General features: G+C 62.5%; 15 protein-coding genes. 11 read left to right on the plus strand and 4 right to left on the minus strand.

Features of this window, described 5'->3' with window-relative positions:
- The first annotated feature begins 14 nt into the window (after positions 1-14).
- Positions 15-716 (plus strand): tRNA (guanine(46)-N(7))-methyltransferase TrmB, encoded by a 702-nt coding sequence (gene trmB, locus NKK51_RS22935; protein WP_352554680.1) that lies wholly within the window; start codon positions 15-17, stop codon positions 714-716.
- 66 nt (positions 717-782) lie between these two features.
- On the opposite strand, the gene NKK51_RS22940 is transcribed toward trmB, so the two are convergent.
- Entirely contained in the window at positions 783-950 is a 168-nt protein-coding gene (locus NKK51_RS22940) for a hypothetical protein (RefSeq protein ID WP_013527898.1), read from the minus strand.
- Between the two features lie 297 nt (positions 951-1,247).
- Between NKK51_RS22940 and rimP the strand changes: the two genes are divergently transcribed.
- From rimP to NKK51_RS22990, 10 genes are all read left to right on the plus strand, one after another.
- Positions 1,248-1,892: a ribosome maturation factor RimP gene (gene rimP / locus NKK51_RS22945; RefSeq protein ID WP_013527897.1), complete on the plus strand. Its 645-nt coding sequence runs from the start codon at positions 1,248-1,250 to the stop codon at positions 1,890-1,892.
- 49 nt (positions 1,893-1,941) lie between these two features.
- On the plus strand, positions 1,942-3,537 hold the full coding sequence (gene nusA / locus NKK51_RS22950; protein WP_013527896.1) for a transcription termination factor NusA: 1,596 nt from the start codon (positions 1,942-1,944) through the stop codon (positions 3,535-3,537).
- A 38-nt stretch (positions 3,538-3,575) separates the two neighbouring features.
- Positions 3,576-4,226, plus strand: a complete 651-nt coding sequence (locus NKK51_RS22955) for an RNA-binding protein (protein WP_352554717.1) — start codon at positions 3,576-3,578, stop codon at positions 4,224-4,226.
- Complete coding sequence (gene infB, locus NKK51_RS22960) at positions 4,223-6,793, plus strand: translation initiation factor IF-2 (protein WP_352554681.1); 2,571 nt, start codon at positions 4,223-4,225, stop codon at positions 6,791-6,793. The genes NKK51_RS22955 and infB overlap by 4 nt, the downstream gene beginning before the upstream one ends.
- A gap of 125 nt (positions 6,794-6,918) precedes the next feature.
- A complete protein-coding gene (rbfA, locus tag NKK51_RS22965; RefSeq protein WP_023811405.1) occupies positions 6,919-7,359 on the plus strand; it encodes a 30S ribosome-binding factor RbfA in 441 nt (146 codons plus the stop codon).
- Positions 7,359-8,366, plus strand: coding sequence for a tRNA pseudouridine(55) synthase TruB (gene truB / locus NKK51_RS22970; protein WP_023811404.1), 1,008 nt, complete (start codon positions 7,359-7,361; stop codon positions 8,364-8,366). The genes rbfA and truB overlap by 1 nt, the downstream gene beginning before the upstream one ends.
- Positions 8,367-8,410: 44 nt before the next feature.
- Positions 8,411-9,505 (plus strand): magnesium/cobalt transporter CorA, encoded by a 1,095-nt coding sequence (gene corA, locus NKK51_RS22975; protein ID WP_023811403.1) that lies wholly within the window; start codon positions 8,411-8,413, stop codon positions 9,503-9,505.
- Between the two features lie 140 nt (positions 9,506-9,645).
- Positions 9,646-9,957, plus strand: a complete 312-nt coding sequence (rpsO, locus tag NKK51_RS22980) for a 30S ribosomal protein S15 (RefSeq protein ID WP_269470859.1) — start codon at positions 9,646-9,648, stop codon at positions 9,955-9,957.
- 276 nt (positions 9,958-10,233) lie between these two features.
- Positions 10,234-12,381, plus strand: coding sequence for a polyribonucleotide nucleotidyltransferase (gene pnp, locus NKK51_RS22985; RefSeq protein WP_023811402.1), 2,148 nt, complete (start codon positions 10,234-10,236; stop codon positions 12,379-12,381).
- A gap of 100 nt (positions 12,382-12,481) precedes the next feature.
- Positions 12,482-13,501 carry a class I SAM-dependent methyltransferase gene (locus NKK51_RS22990; protein WP_352554682.1) on the plus strand — a complete coding sequence of 340 codons (1,020 nt, stop codon included), beginning with the start codon at positions 12,482-12,484 and terminating at the stop codon, positions 13,499-13,501.
- A gap of 74 nt (positions 13,502-13,575) precedes the next feature.
- Here the strand turns inward: NKK51_RS22990 and NKK51_RS22995 are convergent, their stop codons facing one another.
- The 3 genes from NKK51_RS22995 to fabB all read right to left on the minus strand — a co-directional run bounded on the left by NKK51_RS22995 (position 13,576) and on the right by fabB (position 17,372).
- Positions 13,576-15,120: a putative bifunctional diguanylate cyclase/phosphodiesterase gene (locus NKK51_RS22995; RefSeq protein ID WP_352554683.1), complete on the minus strand. Its 1,545-nt coding sequence runs from the start codon at positions 15,118-15,120 to the stop codon at positions 13,576-13,578.
- A gap of 205 nt (positions 15,121-15,325) precedes the next feature.
- On the minus strand, positions 15,326-16,138 hold the full coding sequence (gene fabI, locus NKK51_RS23000) for an enoyl-ACP reductase FabI (protein WP_023811399.1): 813 nt from the start codon (positions 16,136-16,138) through the stop codon (positions 15,326-15,328).
- A gap of 13 nt (positions 16,139-16,151) precedes the next feature.
- Positions 16,152-17,372, minus strand: coding sequence for a beta-ketoacyl-ACP synthase I (fabB, locus tag NKK51_RS23005; RefSeq protein WP_352554684.1), 1,221 nt, complete (start codon positions 17,370-17,372; stop codon positions 16,152-16,154).
- Positions 17,373-17,397: the final 25 nt, after the last annotated feature.

A 17,397-nucleotide genomic window follows, 5' to 3' on the forward strand; every position in this document is an offset into this window, starting at 1 on the left:
CGCAAAGTCCCGCCATGGATCCGAAGGACAGACCAAGCCGCGCGACCGAAGCCTTTTTCGGTCGCCGGCGCGGCAAGGCCATGCGTCCGCAGCAGGCGGCCGCGCTGGAGAGCGGCTTCGGTACATATCGGCTCGATCTGGCGGCCGAGCCGCCGGCTGATCTCAGCGCTTTGTTTGAGACGGATGTCCGCGCGGTTCGCCTCGAGATTGGCTTCGGCGGCGGCGAGCATCTCCTGCATCGTGCGACCGAGGCCCCAGCGATCGGCTTTATCGGCGTCGAGCCCTTCGTCAACGGCATGGCCAAGATGATGATGGCGGTGCGCGAGAAACCGCTCGCCAATTTGCGGGTTTATGACGACGACGCCACAAGGCTGCTCGACTGGCTGCCGCAAGCCTCGCTCGACGGCATCGATCTGCTCTATCCCGATCCCTGGCCGAAGAAGAAACACTGGAAGCGGCGCTTCGTCAGCCCGGTCAATCTCGAGCGGTTCGCGCGTGTGCTGAAGCCTGGTTCAAAATTCCGCTTTGCGTCCGACATCGACACCTATGTCAACTGGACCCTGCTGCATTGCCGCGCGCATGGCGCGTTCGCATGGCAGGCTTGCGAGGCGGCGGACTGGCACCGGCCCTATGAAGGCTGGCCGGGCACCCGTTACGAGGCCAAGGCCATTCGTGAGGGCCGGCGGCCGGCCTATCTTACCTTCATTCGGAAATAAGCTTGCAGTCTTAGAGCAATTCCAGGAAAAGTGTGAAACGGTTTTCCGTCCGGAATTGCGTCAAAGCTAGAAGCGGCGGCCGATGCGATCGAAGGCGGCAGGCTCGACGCCGAGGTTGCGCAGGTCGTCGGCGCGCGGCCTGCGACCGGCTTCCACGGCCCGTGAAGCGGCCACGGCGCTGCCGAATACGGTGAAGAAGTCGCCTATTGCAGAAAATATCTTGCGATTGCTCATGATCATGTCCTTTCGCGCACGCCTGACGCACGGCCACATTTGTGCCGCGCAACATAGGTAGGTGCGTTTCGGCGCCAATCCCATGGGGGTGGCCGCATAGGCGCCATGCACCCCATGCAACGCTGGCGCGGGCCGCCTCGATGGCGGCGTTGCCCGACCAGCATAGCGGGCTTGAAACACAGGCCATGATCGTTTATATCAGCCTCAAATTCTTGGTCGGTATGACGAAGAGTGGGTCCACCCGGTCCCGCTCTTTTTTATTACCTGCCGATAACCTAGTAGAACGACAGGGCTTCAATGACTGCAACGGCAAGCGAGGGCGACGATCGCATCATCCGCGAAAGCGGCATCGATGCGCGCATCGCGCTGATTGTCCAGCCGGTCCTGCGTGGCATCGGCTTCCGCCTCGTGCGGGTGCATCTGTCGGGCCAGAACGGGCTGACGCTGCAGATCATGGCCGAACGCGAGGACGGCACCATGACCGTCGAGGATTGCGAAGAGGTCAGCCGCGCGGTGTCGCCGGCGCTCGACGTCGACGATCCGATCGAAAAGGCCTATCATCTTGAAGTCTCGTCGCCCGGCATCGACCGGCCGCTGGTCCGCAAATCGGATTTCACGACCTGGACGGGTCATCTGGTGAAGATGGAAACATCGATCGTCGTTGCCGACCGCAAGCGCTTCAAGGGCAAGATCGCCGAAGCCGGCGAAGACGATGTGCTGATCGAGCGCGACAAGGCCGCCTATGGCGAGGAGCCGACGGTGCGCGTCCCCTATGATGCGATTGCCGATGTGCGCTTGATCCTGACAGACGATCTTATCCGCGATGCCCTGTCGAAGGACAACAGGGCGCGCAAGGAAGCCAAGAAACGCCGCGGCGAACCGGACGACGACGAGTCGGGTGCGGAAGCGGACGCCACGGAAGAACACGAACAGGAACTATGATTGAGCTGCCGGGCGCAAAGGTCCGGCAAACAGGCTCGGGAGAAAAACGATGGTTGTAAGCGCCAACAGACTTGAATTGCTGCAGATCGCCGACGCGGTCGCGCGTGAAAAGTCGATCGACAAGTCGATCGTCATCGCCGCCATGGCCGATGCGATCCAGAAGGCGGCGCGCTCGCGTTACGGTCAGGAGACCAACATCCGCGCCGACATCAACCCGAACACCGGTGAGATGAAGCTGCAGCGGCTGATGGAAGTCGTCGAGAAGGTCGATGACTACGCCACGCAGATCGCCATTTCCTCGGCGCGCGAGCGCAATCCCGACGCTCAGCTCGGCGACTTCATCGCTGAACAGCTGCCGCCCATGGATTTCGGCCGCATCGCCGCCCAGTCGGCCAAGCAGGTCATCGTGCAGAAGGTCCGCGAGGCCGAACGCGACCGCCAGTATGACGAGTACAAGGACCGCATCGGCGAGATCGTCAACGGTACCGTCAAGCGCGTCGAATACGGCAACGTCATCGTCGATCTCGGCCGCGGCGAAGCGATCATCCGCCGCGATGAGCTGATCCCGCGCGAGAACTACAAATATGGCGACCGCGTCCGCGCCTATGTCTACGATGTGCGCCGCGAGCAGCGCGGCCCGCAGATCTTCCTGTCGCGTACTCATCCGCAGTTCATGGCCAAGCTGTTCACCATGGAAGTGCCGGAAATCTATGACGGCATCATCGAGATCAAGTCGGTCGCCCGCGACCCGGGTTCGCGCGCCAAGATCGCCGTCATCTCGCGCGACAGCTCGATCGATCCGGTCGGCGCCTGCGTCGGCATGCGCGGCAGCCGCGTCCAGGCCGTCGTCGGCGAATTGCAGGGCGAGAAGATCGACATCATTCCGTGGTCGCCTTCGGCGGCGTCCTTCATCGTCAACGCGCTGCAGCCGGCGGAAGTCGCCAAGGTCGTGCTCGACGAGGATGCCGAACGCATCGAAGTCGTGGTTCCCGACGACCAGCTGTCGCTGGCCATCGGCCGCCGCGGCCAGAACGTGCGCCTGGCTTCGCAGCTGACCGGTTGGGATATCGACATCCTGACCGAGGCCGAAGAATCCGAGCGCCGCCAGAAGGAATTCGTCGAGCGTTCGTCGCTGTTCATGGAAGCCCTCGACGTCGACGAGATGGTCGGCCAGGTGCTGGCCTCCGAAGGCTTCACCAGCGTCGAGGAAGTCGCTTATGTCGATTCCGGCGAGATCGCCTCTATCGACGGTTTCGACGAGGACACCGCTTCGGAAATCCAGACCCGCGCCCGCGAATATCTGGAGAAGATCGAGGCCGAGCACGACGACAAGCGCAAGGCGCTCGGCGTTTCGGACGAATTGCGCGAAATCCCCGGCGTCACCACCGCCATGATGGTGACGCTTGGCGAGGACGGCGTGAAGACGATCGAGGATTTCGCCGGCTATGCCGCCGACGACCTGACCGGCTGGAAGGAACGCAAGGACGGCGAGACAAAAGTCTATCCGGGCGTGCTCGCCAATCATGGCGTGACCCGCGCAGACGCCGAACAAATGGTTCTGGCCGCCCGCCTCAAGGCCGGCTGGATCACCGAAGACGAGCTTGCAGCCGAAGAAGTCTCGGCTGACGAAGCCGTTGGTGCGTGAGGTGAAACCGCATCGCACCGAACCCGCCCTTGGACGAGATGAACGATCGCACCTGCATCGTTACGCGCAAACAAGCCGAACCGGATGATCTGATCCGGTTTGTCGTCGGCCCGGATTCGGCCGTCGTTCCCGACATCAAGAGAAATCTGCCCGGCCGCGGTTGCTGGGTGAGCGCCGACCGCCTACATATCGACAAGGCTGCGGCGAAGAACCTCTTTGCCCGCGCCTTCAAGGCACAGGTGGTCGTGCCGCCCGATCTTGGCGGCATGATCGACGGGCTACTTTCCAGGCACGCTCTGGGCATGCTTGGTCTTGCCCGCAAGGCAGGCGCAATTTCGCTTGGTGCTACCAAGGTAGAAAGTGCTGTCCGCAGTGGATTGGCGCTTTTCGTGCTCCACGCGACCGAGGCGTCCGACGACGGCGTGCGCAAGATCAGCCAGGCGCGACGGGCGACAGTCCATCTCGGCGGGCCCGCCATCCTTGCCTACAAACTTTTCTCCGAGGCCGAGTTGAGCTTGGCATTGGGGGGTACAAATGTGATACATGCTGCCGTTCTCGCGGGAGACGCGGGCAGGGCGGTCCAGAAGCGCATGGTTGCGCTCGACCGGTATCGGGGCGGTTCCCCGGACGATCTGGCAATGCTTGCGGCTGTTGCTGACGAAGATGATGCCGCAGAGGATATGGAATGAGCGATACGAAATCGGGTGACGACAATACGCTGAGTGTGACGCCGAAGAAGACCTTGACGCTGAAGCGCCCCGGTATGGAACAGGGCACTGTGCGCCAGAACTTCTCGCACGGCCGCACCAAGCAGGTCGTCGTCGAAACCAAGAAGCGCAAATTCTCGATGCCCGGCGACAAGCCGGAGCCTGCTGCCGCCCCCGTCTTCACACCGAAGCCGGCGGTCGTGGCCGCACCCGTCGTCGTGCCGGAAGCACCGAAGGCGCCACCACCGCCGCCGGCCCCGGTCGAACGCAGCGGTATGGTGCTGAACGAACTGTCGCGCAGTGAAATGGAAGCACGCCGCAGGGCGCTGGAGGGCTCGAAGGTTCGCGAGGTCGAGGACCGCCAGCGCGCCGCCGAGGATGCCAAGCGTCGCGCCGAGGACGAAGAGCGCCGCAAGCGCGAACGCGATGAATCCGCACGCCGCCAGGCCGAGGAAGAGGCGCGGTTGCAGACCGAGGCCGAATCCCGCCGTCGGGCTGAGGAAGAGGCCCGTCGACGCGCGCCATTGGCCGCCGAACTGGCAACAGTCGATGACGAGGAAGTGGCCAAGCCGAAACGTGTTGGTGCCGGCGCACCGGTGCGCCGTCCGGTCACGCCCGAAGTGGCGCGTCCGGCCAAGCCGACCAAGGCCGAGGAAGACCGCCGCCGCGGCAAGCTGACGCTGAATTCAGCATTGTCCGACGAAGACGCGCGAGCCCGGTCCCTGTCGTCGATGCGTCGCCGCCAGGAAAAATTCAAGCGCGCGATGCACAATGAGCCGCGCGAGAAAGTCATGCGCGAAGTGATCCTGCCAGAGACCATCACCATCCAGGAACTGGCGCAACGCATGTCCGAGCGCGCGGTCGACCTGGTCAAGTTCTTCATGAAGCAGGGCCAGATCCTGAAGCCGGGCGACGTCATCGACGCCGACACGGCCGAGCTGGTTGCCACCGAATTCGGCCACACGGTCCGCCGCGTCGCCGAGTCCGACATCGAGGAAGGCCTGTTCAACATCGCCGACAGTGCCGAGGACCTGGTTTCGCGTCCGCCGGTCGTGACGATCATGGGTCACGTCGATCACGGCAAGACCTCGCTGCTCGACGCGATCCGCAACGCCAATGTCGTCTCCGGCGAAGCCGGCGGCATCACCCAGCACATCGGCGCCTACCAGGTCGAGAAGAACGGTCACAAGATCACCTTCATCGACACGCCCGGCCACGCCGCCTTCACAGCGATGCGTGCTCGTGGCGCCCAGGCGACCGACATTGCCATCCTGGTGGTTGCGGCCGACGACAGCGTCATGCCGCAGACGATCGAATCGATCAGCCATGCCAAGGCGGCCGGCGTTCCGATCATCGTGGCGATCAACAAGATCGACAAGCATGATGCCGATCCGCAGAAAGTGCGCTCCGAGCTGCTGCGCCACGAGGTTTTCGTCGAATCCATGGGGGGTGAAGTTCTGGACGTCGAAGTGTCGGCGACCAAGGGCACCAATCTCGACAAACTGCTCGAGGCGATCCTGCTGCAGGCCGAAATTCTCGACCTGAAGGCCAATCCGGATCGTACCGCCGAAGGCGTCGTCATCGAAGCCCAGCTCGACAAGGGCCGTGGCCCCGTCGCCACCGTGCTGGTGCAGACCGGCACGCTGATGCCGGGCGACATCCTGGTTGCCGGCAACGAATGGGGCCGGGTCCGTGCGCTGGTCAACGATCGTGGCACGCAGATCAAGGAAGCGCCGCCGGCGATGCCGGTGGAAGTGCTTGGCTTGCAGGGCACACCGCAGGCCGGCGACCGCTTCGCCGTGGTCAACAACGAGGCCCGTGCCCGCGAGATCACCGAATACCGCCAGCGTCTGGCGCGCGAGAAGGCGGTTGCCAAGCATGCCGGCCAGCGCGGGTCGCTCGAGCAGATGATGTCGCAATTGCAGACAAGCGGGCTGAAGGAATTCCCGCTGGTCATCAAGGGCGACGTGCAGGGCTCGATCGAGGCGATCAACGCCGCGCTCGACAAGCTCGGCACCGACGAGGTGCGTGCGCGCATCGTCCATGCCGGTGCCGGCGCCATCACCGAAAGCGACGTGTCGCTGGCGGAGACTTCGGGTGCCGCGATCATCGGCTTCAACGTCCGCGCCAACGTCCAGGCACGTGCCGCCGCAGCGGCGGCTGGCATCGAGATCCGCTACTACTCGATCATCTACAACCTCGTGGATGACGTGAAGGCGGCTCTGTCGGGCCTGCTGTCGCCGGAGCGTCGCGAGACCTTCATTGGCAACGCGCAGATCCTCGAGATCTTCGACATCACCAAGGTCGGCAAGATCGCCGGCTGCCGTGTCACCGAAGGCAAGGTCGAACGCGGTGCGGGGGTGCGCCTGATCCGCGACAACGTCGTCATCCACGAAGGGACGCTGAAGACGCTGAAGCGCTTCAAGGACGAAGTTTCGGAAGTCCCCGGCGGCCAGGAGTGCGGCATGGCCTTCCAGAACTACGAGGACATGCGCGTCGGCGACGTCATCGAGTGCTTCCGCGTCGAGATGGTGACCCGGACACTCTGAGTTCGAGTGACTTGTCCATACCGGGCGGTGGCCGAGAGGCCGCCGCCCGAGGTCTATTGAGAACGACCCATATGAGACATGCGGCACGGTCCCATCCCGCGCCTCACGCTTCAGGATAGAGAAAAATGCCCCGTCCAACCACATCCAGCCCATCCCAGCGCATGCTGCGCGTCGCCGAACAGGTGCGCCATGCGCTATCCGAAACCCTGCAGCGCGGCGAGATCATCGATCCGCTGATCGAGAGCACCGTGGTGTCGGTTTCGGAAGTGCGCATGTCGCCCGATTTGAAGGTCGCTACCGCTTTCGTCTCGCCGCTCGGCGCCAAGGATACCGATGCGGTGGTCGAGGCGCTGAACAAGCATGCGAAATTCGTCCGTGGCCGTGTCTCCGGCGCGCTGCGGCAGATGAAGTTCATGCCGGAGTTCCGCTTCAAGCTCGACACCTCCTTCGACAATTTTGCCAGGATCAATGACCTGTTGAAGTCACCTGAAGTGGCGCGCGATCTGGGTCCTGAGGACCAGGAAAACGCGGATCAGGGCAAAGACGACAACAAGGACACCGAATAGTGGCGCGCCGCGGCAAGAAGAAGGGCCGGCCGATCTCGGGCTGGCTGATCCTGGACAAGCCGGTCGGCATGGGCTCGACCGAAGCCGTCTCCAAGATCAAATGGCTGTTCCAGGCCGAAAAGGCCGGCCATGCCGGCACGCTCGACCCGCTGGCGTCCGGTATGCTGCCGATCGCGCTTGGCGAGGCCACCAAGACGGTGCCTTACGTGCAGGACGGCGCAAAGATCTATCGCTTCACCGTTGCCTGGGGGCAGGAGCGCTCCACCGATGACCTCGAAGGTCCGGTGACGAAAGAGTCCGACCTGCGCCCGTCGCAAGCCCAAGTGCTCGCCCTGCTGCCGAAATACACTGGCGTCATCATGCAGACGCCGCCGCAATTCTCGGCCATCAAGATCGCGGGCGAGCGTGCCTATGATCTGGCCCGCGACGGCGCGACAGTCGACATACCCGCGCGCGAGATCGAGATCGGCCGTCTGGACGTTGTCGAGCATGGCGCCGACCATACTGTTTTCGAGGTCGAATGCGGCAAGGGCACCTATGTGCGCGCGCTGGCCCGCGACATGGGCCGCGACATGGGCTGTTTCGGCCACATTTCCGAATTGCGCCGGGTCGAGGTCGAGCCGTTCACGGCGGAGGATTTCGTCACCATTGCCGAACTGGAAGCCGCCCGTTTCGGTGTCCAGGACGAAGACAGCACGACGGACGTCACGGACGCAACGGAAGCCGCTGACACGACAGAGGCTGTCGACAAGGTGGAAGTACCAATCGACTTCGACGCCATCGATGCGCTTCTGGTCGATACATCGGCCGCCCTTGACTGCCTGCCGCAGATCGCCATCAGCGACGATGCGGCGACCAAGGTCCGCCTCGGCAATCCAGTCATCATCCGCGGCCGTGATGCACCGGTGGTAGCCGAGGAAGCCTGCGCCACGGCGCGCGGCAAGCTGGTCGCCATCGGTGCCATCGAGCAAGGCATGTTCAAGCCCAAGCGGGTCTTTGCCGGGTGACTCCTGTCGTCTAATGTCGAGGCGAGGACTCGCACGAGGGGCATATGGCAAAGGCTGAGACCGTGAAGACGCGGGCACCAGTGAAAACGCGGCGGCCGCCGGTCGGTGCGTCGCCCGGCACGTTGATCGCCGATCCCTCGGCGCGGCGCAGCGAACTCAGGCTGACGCTGATCTCGCCCGAAAAATTCAAGACTATCGAAAATGCCAGCATCGACGACCTCAACACCCATTGCGACAAGTGGCCGGTTATCTGGCTCGATTGTACCGGCCTCGCCAACATCCCGCTGATCGAGGAGATCGGCCGCATTTTCAGCCTGCATCCGCTGGCGCTGGAGGACGTCGTCAACACCGGCCAGCGGCCGAAGGTCGACTTTTTCGAGGATCATGCCTTCGTCGTCGTCAGGATGATCGACGACGTCGCCTCGCACCGCTATGAGCAGATCGCCGTCTTCTTCGGCAATAATTTCGTCGTCACCTTCCAGGAGCGTGAAGGCGATCCGTTCGATCCCGTGCGCAAGCGCATCGAAAGCTCAGCGCCCAACCGGTTGCGCGCCCGCGGTGCCGATTACCTCGCCTATGCGCTGATCGACGCCATCGTCGACAGCTACTTTCCGCCGATCGAGGCCGCCGGCGATACGGTCGACAGCATCGAGGACCAGATGCTGCATTCGCCGCACAAGCATCAGATGCGGCAGCTGCATGAATTGCGGCGCGACGCCAACGTGCTGAAAGGCGTGCTGTGGCCGATGCGCGATGCGCTGGCGACGCTGATCCGCAACGATGTGCCCTATGTGAAGGCCGAGACCAAGATCTTCCTCAACGACACGCTCGACCATGCGCTACGGCTGATCGAACTGGTCGAAACCCAGCGCGACATGCTGACCGGCCTGATCGAGATGCACCTGTCGCTGAGCCAGGCGCGCACCAACGACGTCATCAGCTATCTCACCATCGTCTCGGTCATCTTCATGCCGCTCACCTTCCTGGTCGGCATCTGGGGCATGAATTTCGATCCGGAGTCTTCGCCCTGGAACATGCCGGAACTGAAGGCCTATTATGGCTATCCCTTGTCGCTGCTGTTCATGGCGCTTGTCGCGTTCGGGCTGATCGCCTTCTTCAAATGGAAGAAATGGCTTTGACAAGGCTAAAACCTGCCATTTTAGCCTGAAAAGCCGGCTTGTGAATTGGGCTGGTGTTTTCCGGGGAATTGCACTATATGCGCCGCAGCATAGCGCTATGACGTTTTGCTTGCACCGGCCCCTGCTGGACGACATCCCGGCTGAGGGCGACCCGTTTCCTCAAACAGATAAGGAAAAACACGATGTCGATTACTGCCGAGCGCAAACAGGAATTGATGGGTGAATTCGCAACCGCCAAGGGCGATACCGGGTCTCCGGAAGTCCAGGTGGCCATCCTTTCCGAGCGCATCAAGAACCTGACCGACCATTTCAAGGACCACAAGAAGGATAACCATTCCCGCCGTGGTCTGCTTGCTCTCGTCTCCCAGCGCCGCAGCCTGCTTGATTATCTCAAGCGCAAGGACGACGCGCGCTACCAGACGCTGATCGAGAAGCTCGGTCTGCGCCGTTGACGAATTGACCGGCGGGCTTTCGAAGGAGAGCCCGCCGGTCGCGCATTCTGCCAGTCGCATCGACTGGCCAGACCCGGTTTCGATCGTGCAGAGGGCACTCGAAACCGCCCATGGACGGTCATGGGGCAGGATTGCAGGACGCTCGCGCGCGCACCGCGCCGAAATCACCCGAGCTTCCCGTTGTCTTGCCCGTGGCTGCCCGAGAAAGGAAGCCAGGGAAAGGGCATCCGCGCACCGTGAAACGGCGCGGCCCTTTCCTCATATTAAGGACAAGACATGTTCAATCACCACAAAGTGGAAATCGAATGGGGCGGCCGTCCGCTCATCCTCGAAACCGGCAAGATCGCACGCCAGGCTGACGGCGCGGTGCTCGCCACCTACGGCGAGACCAAGGTTCTCGCCACCGTCGTTTCGATGAAGGAGCCGAAGCCCGGCCTCGATTTCTTCCCGCTGACCGTCAACTACCAGGAAAAGACCTACGCCGCCGGCAAGATCCCGGGTGGCTATTTCAAGCGTGAAGGCCGTCCGAGCGAGAAGGAAACGCTGGTTTCCCGCCTCATCGACCGCCCGATCCGCCCGCTCTTCGCCTCCGGCTACAAGAACGACACCCAGATCGTCGTCACCGTCGTCCAGCACGATCTCGAGAACGATCCGGACATCCTGTCGATCGTTGCCACTTCGGCCGCCCTGACGCTCTCCGGCGTTCCCTTCATGGGCCCGATCGGCGGCGCTCGCGTCGGCTATATCAACGGCGAATATGTGCTCAACCCGCATGTCGACGAGATGCAGGAATCGAAGCTCGATCTGATCGTCGCCGGCACCACAGATGCCGTGCTGATGGTCGAGTCCGAAGCCAAGGAACTCGGCGAAGAGCTGATGCTCGGCGCGGTCATGTTCGGCCACAAGGGCTTCCAGCCGGTTATCGACGCCATCATCAAGCTGGCCGAAGTTGCCGCCAAGGAGCCGCGCGACTTCACCGCGCCGGACTATTCCGCGCTTGAAGCCGAGATGCTGAAGATCGTCGGCGACGAACTCAGCAATGCCTACAAGAACGTCGACAAGCAGAAGCGTTACGCCGCCGTCGACGCCGTCAAGGCGAAGGTCAAGGCAGCGTTTGCCCCCGCCGAAGGTGAAGACGCCAAATACACTTCCGAGCAGATCGGCAGCGTGTTCAAGGAACTCCAGGCCAAGGTCGTGCGCTGGAACATCCTGGACACCGGTTCGCGCATCGACGGTCGTGACCTGAGCACGGTTCGCAAGATCGTCTCCGAAGTCGGCGTTCTGCCGCGCACCCATGGTTCGGCGCTGTTCACCCGCGGCGAGACCCAGGCGCTGGTCGTTGCCACGCTCGGCACCGGCGAGGACGAGCAGTATGTCGATTCGCTGACCGGCATGTACAAGGAGAAGTTCCTCCTTCACTACAACTTCCCTCCCTATTCCGTCGGTGAGACCGGCCGCATGGGTTCGCCGGGTCGTCGCGAAATCGGCCATGGCAAGCTCGCCTGGCGCGCCATTCGCCCGATGCTGCCGAGCGCTGACCAGTTCCCCTACACGCTGCGCGTCGTCTCGGAGATCACCGAGTCCAACGGTTCGTCATCGATGGCCACTGTCTGCGGCACCTCGCTGGCGCTGATGGATGCCGGCGTGCCGCTGGCCAAGCCCGTCGCCGGTATCGCCATGGGCCTGATCAAGGAAGGCGAGCGTTTCGCCGTTCTCTCCGACATCCTGGGTGACGAAGATCACCTCGGCGACATGGACTTCAAGGTCGCCGGCACCGCCAGCGGCATCACCTCGCTGCAGATGGATATCAAGATCGAAGGCATCACCGAGGAGATCATGAAGATCGCGCTGGACCAGGCCAAGGATGGCCGCCAGCACATCCTCGGCGAGATGGCGCATGCTCTGACCGGCGCGCGTTCGGAACTGGGTGAGTTCGCACCGCGCATCGAAGTGATGCACATCCCGACCGACAAGATCCGTGACGTGATCGGCTCGGGCGGCAAGGTCATCCGCGAGATCGTCGAAAAGACCGGCGCCAAGATCAACATCGAGGACGATGGCACGGTCAAGATCGCTTCGTCCAACGCCAAGGAGATCGAGGCGGCGAAGAAGTGGATCCACACCATTGTCGCCGAGCCGGAAGTCGGCGAGATCTACGAAGGTACGGTCGTCAAGACCGCGGACTTCGGCGCTTTCGTCAACTTCTTCGGTCCGCGTGACGGCCTCGTCCACATCTCGCAGCTTGCCAACGACCGGGTCGCCAAGACCTCGGACGTGGTCAAGGAAGGCGACAAGGTCTGGGTCAAGCTGATGGGCTTCGACGAGCGCGGCAAGGTCCGCCTGTCGATGAAAGTCGTCGATCAGGCCACCGGCAAGGAACTCGCCCGCGACAAGAAGACCGAAGGCGAAGAAAACGCCGCCTGATTGGTCTGAGGCCATGAATCGAAACGGGCGCGGCTTATGTCGCGCCCGTTTTCATGTTCAGCCTGGGTTTCAAAGCGCTTAGACAAGTCGAGATCGAACAATGTCCGCCGAGCCGTTGAAGACGCTTTTCCATCCCTTCGAGGCGGAGGCTGTTCCTCTGCCGGGAAAGGGCACGCGCGCACTGTTTCTCGGCGCTGAGCCGGGTTTTCGCCTGCCTGAAGGCTTTGAGGCGACGCTTCACCTCGTACAGGGCTTCCGGCCGCATTTTAGCGCGCTGCAGGCGTCGGGCTTCGTCGTCACCGCGCAAGTGGAAGGCGATGGCTTCGATATGGCACTTGTGCTGGCCGGCCGGCATCGCGGCCTGAACGAGGTGCGCATCGCCGATGCGCTTGAGCGCGTGGCGCCTGGCGCCTTGGTCGTCATTGCCGGCGGCAAGGATGACGGCATTGCCAGCCTGCGCAAGCGCGTTGACGAACTTGTCCCCCTTGAGGGCCATCTGCCGAAATATCACGGCATCGCCTTCTGGTTACGCCGTCCCGCGGATCTCGCCGTCGCGGAAGAACTGCGCGCCGCCAATCCCGCTCTGCTGGTTGAAAACCGGTTCCGCACCGCGCCCGGCATGTTTTCCTTCGACCGGATCGATACCGGCTCCAAATTGCTGGTCGAGAACCTGCCCAATGATCTGCGGGGCAGCGTTGCCGATTTCTGCGCCGGCTGGGGGTATCTGGCTGCCGAGATCGCCGCCTGCTCCCCCGGCGTTCAGGCGCTCGACCTCTATGAGGCCGATTTCGCCTCGCTCGAAGCCGCAAAGCTCAATCTGGCAGGAGTCGGCCAGTCGATCGCCAGGAATTTCTTCTGGATCGATCTGCTGAAGGAACCGGTCGAGAAGCGTTACGACGCGATCGCCATGAACCCGCCCTTTCACCGCAGCCGGGCGGCCGAGCCGGAGATCGGCGCCGGCATGATCCGCGCGGCGGCCAAGGCCTTGAAACCAGGTGGGCGGCTGTTCATGGTCGCCAACCGCCAGCTTCCCTATGAGCCGATCCTGGCGGCCGCTTTTTCGAGCCATGCCGAACTCGCTCGCGACGGCATGTTCAAGGTGCTTGTCGCTCGTCGTTGAAGCATGATCCCGAAAAGTGGATACCGGTTTTCGGAAAAGGTCATGCTCAGACGAAAACAGACATCGCGTCGCACTCAATGCAGATTGGCGACGCGCCGGACGTCATCGGTGACATGCGCGTCGCCGATCCTGATCTTGAGGGGGGCGGGCCTGCCGTAAAGGTAGCCTTGCACCACCTCGCAGCCGGCTGCCCTGAGCAGCGTCGCCTGGCTTTCGGTCTCGACGCCTTCGGCAATGATGCTGACCCCGAGCGCGCGCGAAAGCCCGACGATCGTCGAGACGACCGCGCCGGAGCTGGAGTCGGTGTCGAGGCGGCTGACGAAGGACCGGTCGATCTTCAGCTTGCCGAATGAGAAATCGATCAAGTAGCTCAAATTGGAATAGCCGGTACCGAAATCGTCGACGGCGACCGAGATGCCCATATCCGCAAGCTCCTTCAGGATGGCGGCGGCGCGGTCGCGGTCCTGCATCATCGCCGTCTCGGTCACTTCCAGCTCCAGCCGCGACGGCTTGATGCCGGTGCTCGTCATAGTGTCGCGCACGATGCCGACGAAGTCCTTGGTCATGAATTGGACGGGCGAGATGTTGACGGCGACGAAGCAATCATCGGGCAGATGCTGTGCGTCGCTGCAGGCTTTGCGCAGCACCCATTCGCCGATCGGGCCGATCATGCCGGTTTCCTCCGCGATCGGAATGAACTCCATCGGCGGGATCATGCCGCGTTCCGGATGCCGCCAGCGGATAAGCGCTTCATACCCGACGATGCGGCCGGTCGGGAGATCGAGCTGCGGCTGGTAATGAAGGTCGAAGTCACCACGCTCGAAGGCTATATGCAGTTCGGATTCGATCCATTGGCGATGGTCGGCGACCCTGCCCATTTCGGCATGGAAGACCGACCAGTTGCCGACGCCGCTGGCGCGCGCGTTCTGCAGCGCCAGATTGGAGCGGCGCAGGATGAGGACCGGATCGACGCCGTCCTTTGGCATCGCCACGATGCCGACCGACAGGCTGACCGATTGCAGGTGCGTACCGAGATCATAGGGCTCCATCATCTCGTCGATGAGCCTCTCGACGGTGCTTTCCAGCGATCCGGACACCTGATTGTCGGGCAGCAGGATCGCGAATTCACCGGCGCCGATGCGTCCGATCAGCGCGCGCGGCGGCACGCACGTCTTCAAGCGCTTGGTGAAGGCGCGGATCAACTCGTCGCCCTGGCTGTAGCCGATGGCGTCATTGATCTGCTTGAAGCGGTCGATGTCGATATCGATGAGGAACATCGGCTCGCCGGTCCGGCTGGTCGCGCATGCCGCCTCGGCAATCTTGCCGACCATCGCCGGGCGTGCCACCAGGCCGGTCAGCTTGTCGAAATGGGTTTCCGTGAAGACGAAATCCGCCGATTCATCGACGCCGGCGAAGAAGGACATCGCGGCGACCGATGCCGCCAGTGCGCAAAGAGCGGCCATCACCGAGACCATCATGTCCGCGGAGATGCCGACAAAACCATCGCCGAGGCCGAGCTTCAAGCCCCAGAGCCCGAGGACGAAACTGCCGAGACCCGAACTCGCTATGGTGAGCAGTCGGAACACCGGTGTTCGCTTCGGGTTGCTGACGGCGAGCATTGAAAGTTCCCCTGAGTACGGGGCTTTCTAGCGGATATCTCCTTAAAATGAGTTTCCGCGAATGAATCCAATTTTACTGGACCGAAAGTATTTCTTGAGCGGATCAATACGCCTAGCGCTGAAACGGATTCAGTTGGCGCGCTTTAAGCTTCGTGTCTTCAATGTCGCCATTCCAAAACCGCCGCGCACCTTTGGGCGACAGGCGTTAGTCTCGTCCGCCGTCGGTCTGCTTCAATTCGTCGAGTGTCGGCATGGAAACGATGTGATAGCCGGAATCGACATAGTGGATCTCGCCGGTAACCCCGGAAGACAGATCCGACAACAGATAAAGTGCCGAGCCGCCGACCTCGTCGATGGTCACCGTGCGGCGCAGCGGCGAGTTTCGCTGCTGGTAGGAGAACATATGGCGCGCATCGGAAATACCGGCGCCGGCGAGCGTGCGCACCGGTCCAGCCGATATGCCGTTCACCCTGATGCCGCGCGGACCGTAATCGTTGGCGAGGTAGCGGACACTCGCCTCCAGCCCTGCCTTGGCGACGCCCATGACATTGTAGTTCGGCATGACGCGGACGGAGCCCGCATAGGTCAGCGTGATCATCGATCCGCCGTCCTGCATCAAGGTGGCTGCATGGCGGGCGACCTCCGTGAAGGAGTAGCAAGAGATCACCATGGTACGGACGAAATTGTCCCGGCTGGTGTCGGCGTAGAGGCCTTTCAACTCGTTCTTGTCGGAAAAGCCGATGGCGTGGACGATGAAATCCAGCCCGCCCCATTCCTTGCCCAGGGTCTCGAATGTGGCGGCGACCGAAGCGCTGTCCTCGACGTCGCACGGCACCACCAGTGAGGCGCCGAGCTTGTCGGCCAGCGGCTTGACCCGGCGTCCGAAGGCATCGCCCTGATAGGTGAAGGCGAGTTCCGCCCCATGTTCGGACAATTTCCGGGCAATTCCCCAAGCGATCGAATGATCGTTGGCGACACCCATGACAAGCCCGCGCTTGCCCTTCATCAATCCGTCCATGGCCGGCAAATCCTTATGCGGAATAGCGCTGGAAAACGAGCGTGGCGTTGGTGCCGCCGAAGCCGAACGAATTGGACAAGACAGTATCGATCCTGGCGTCGTCGATGCGCTTTCGCACGATCGGCATGCCCTCGAATTCGGGGTCGAGGGTCTCGATATGGGCGCTTTCGCCGATGAAGCCGCCCTGCATCATCAGGATCGAATAGATGGATTCCTGCACGCCGGCCGCGCCCAGCGAATGGCCGGTCAGCGACTTCGTCGAGGTGATATACGGCATCTCTGGGCCGAACACCTCGCGGATCGCTCCCATTTCCTTGGAATCTCCCACCGGCGTCGAGGTGCCATGGGTGTTGATGTAGTCGACCGGTGTGGAAACCGTGGCCAGCGCCTGGCGCATGCAGCGGACCGCGCCCTCGCCTGAAGGAGCAACCATGTCGTAGCCATCCGACGTCGCGCCATAGCCGACGATCTCGGCATAGATCTTGGCGCCGCGCGCCTTGGCATGCTCAAGCTCTTCCAGCACCAGCACCCCGGCGCCGCCGGCGATGACGAAGCCGTCGCGATTGGCGTCATAGGCGCGGGAAGCTGTCGATGCCTTGTCGTTGAATTTCGACGACATCGCGCCCATGGCGTCGAACAGGTCCGACATCGTCCAGTCGAGATCCTCGTGGCCGCCGGCAAAGATGATGTCCTGCTTGCCCCACTGGATCAATTCATAGCCATTGCCGATGCAGTGCGCTGAGGTCGAACAGGCCGACGAGATCGAGTAGTTGACGCCGTGGATCTTGAACCAGGTGGCAAGCGTCGCCGATGCGGTTGATGACATTGCCTTCGGCACCGCGAACGGACCGATGCGCTTGGGACTGCCATTCTTCAGCGTCGTTTCGGCAGCTTCGACGATGGTGCGGGTGGATGGTCCGCCCGATCCCATGACGATGCCGGTGCGTTCATTGGTGATGTCGCTCTCGCCGAGGCCCGCATCCGCGATGGCCTGATCCATGGCGACATGGTTCCAGGCAGCCCCCTGGCTCAGGAAGCGCATCGCACGGCGGTCGATCATGGCCGATGGATCGAGCGTCGGCGCTCCCCAGACCTGGCAACGGAAGCCGTGTTCGGCGAAGGAATCCGAGAAGCTGATGCCGGATCTGGCGTCATGCAGAGAGGTCTGCACCTCGTTGGCATTGTTGCCGATCGACGACACAATGCCGATGCCTGTGACTACGACACGTCTCATTCGCAACTCCTTCCAGGGGTGCTGG

This window comes from Mesorhizobium sp. M0011, assembly GCF_040324155.1.
GTDB lineage: Bacteria > Pseudomonadota > Alphaproteobacteria > Rhizobiales > Rhizobiaceae > Mesorhizobium.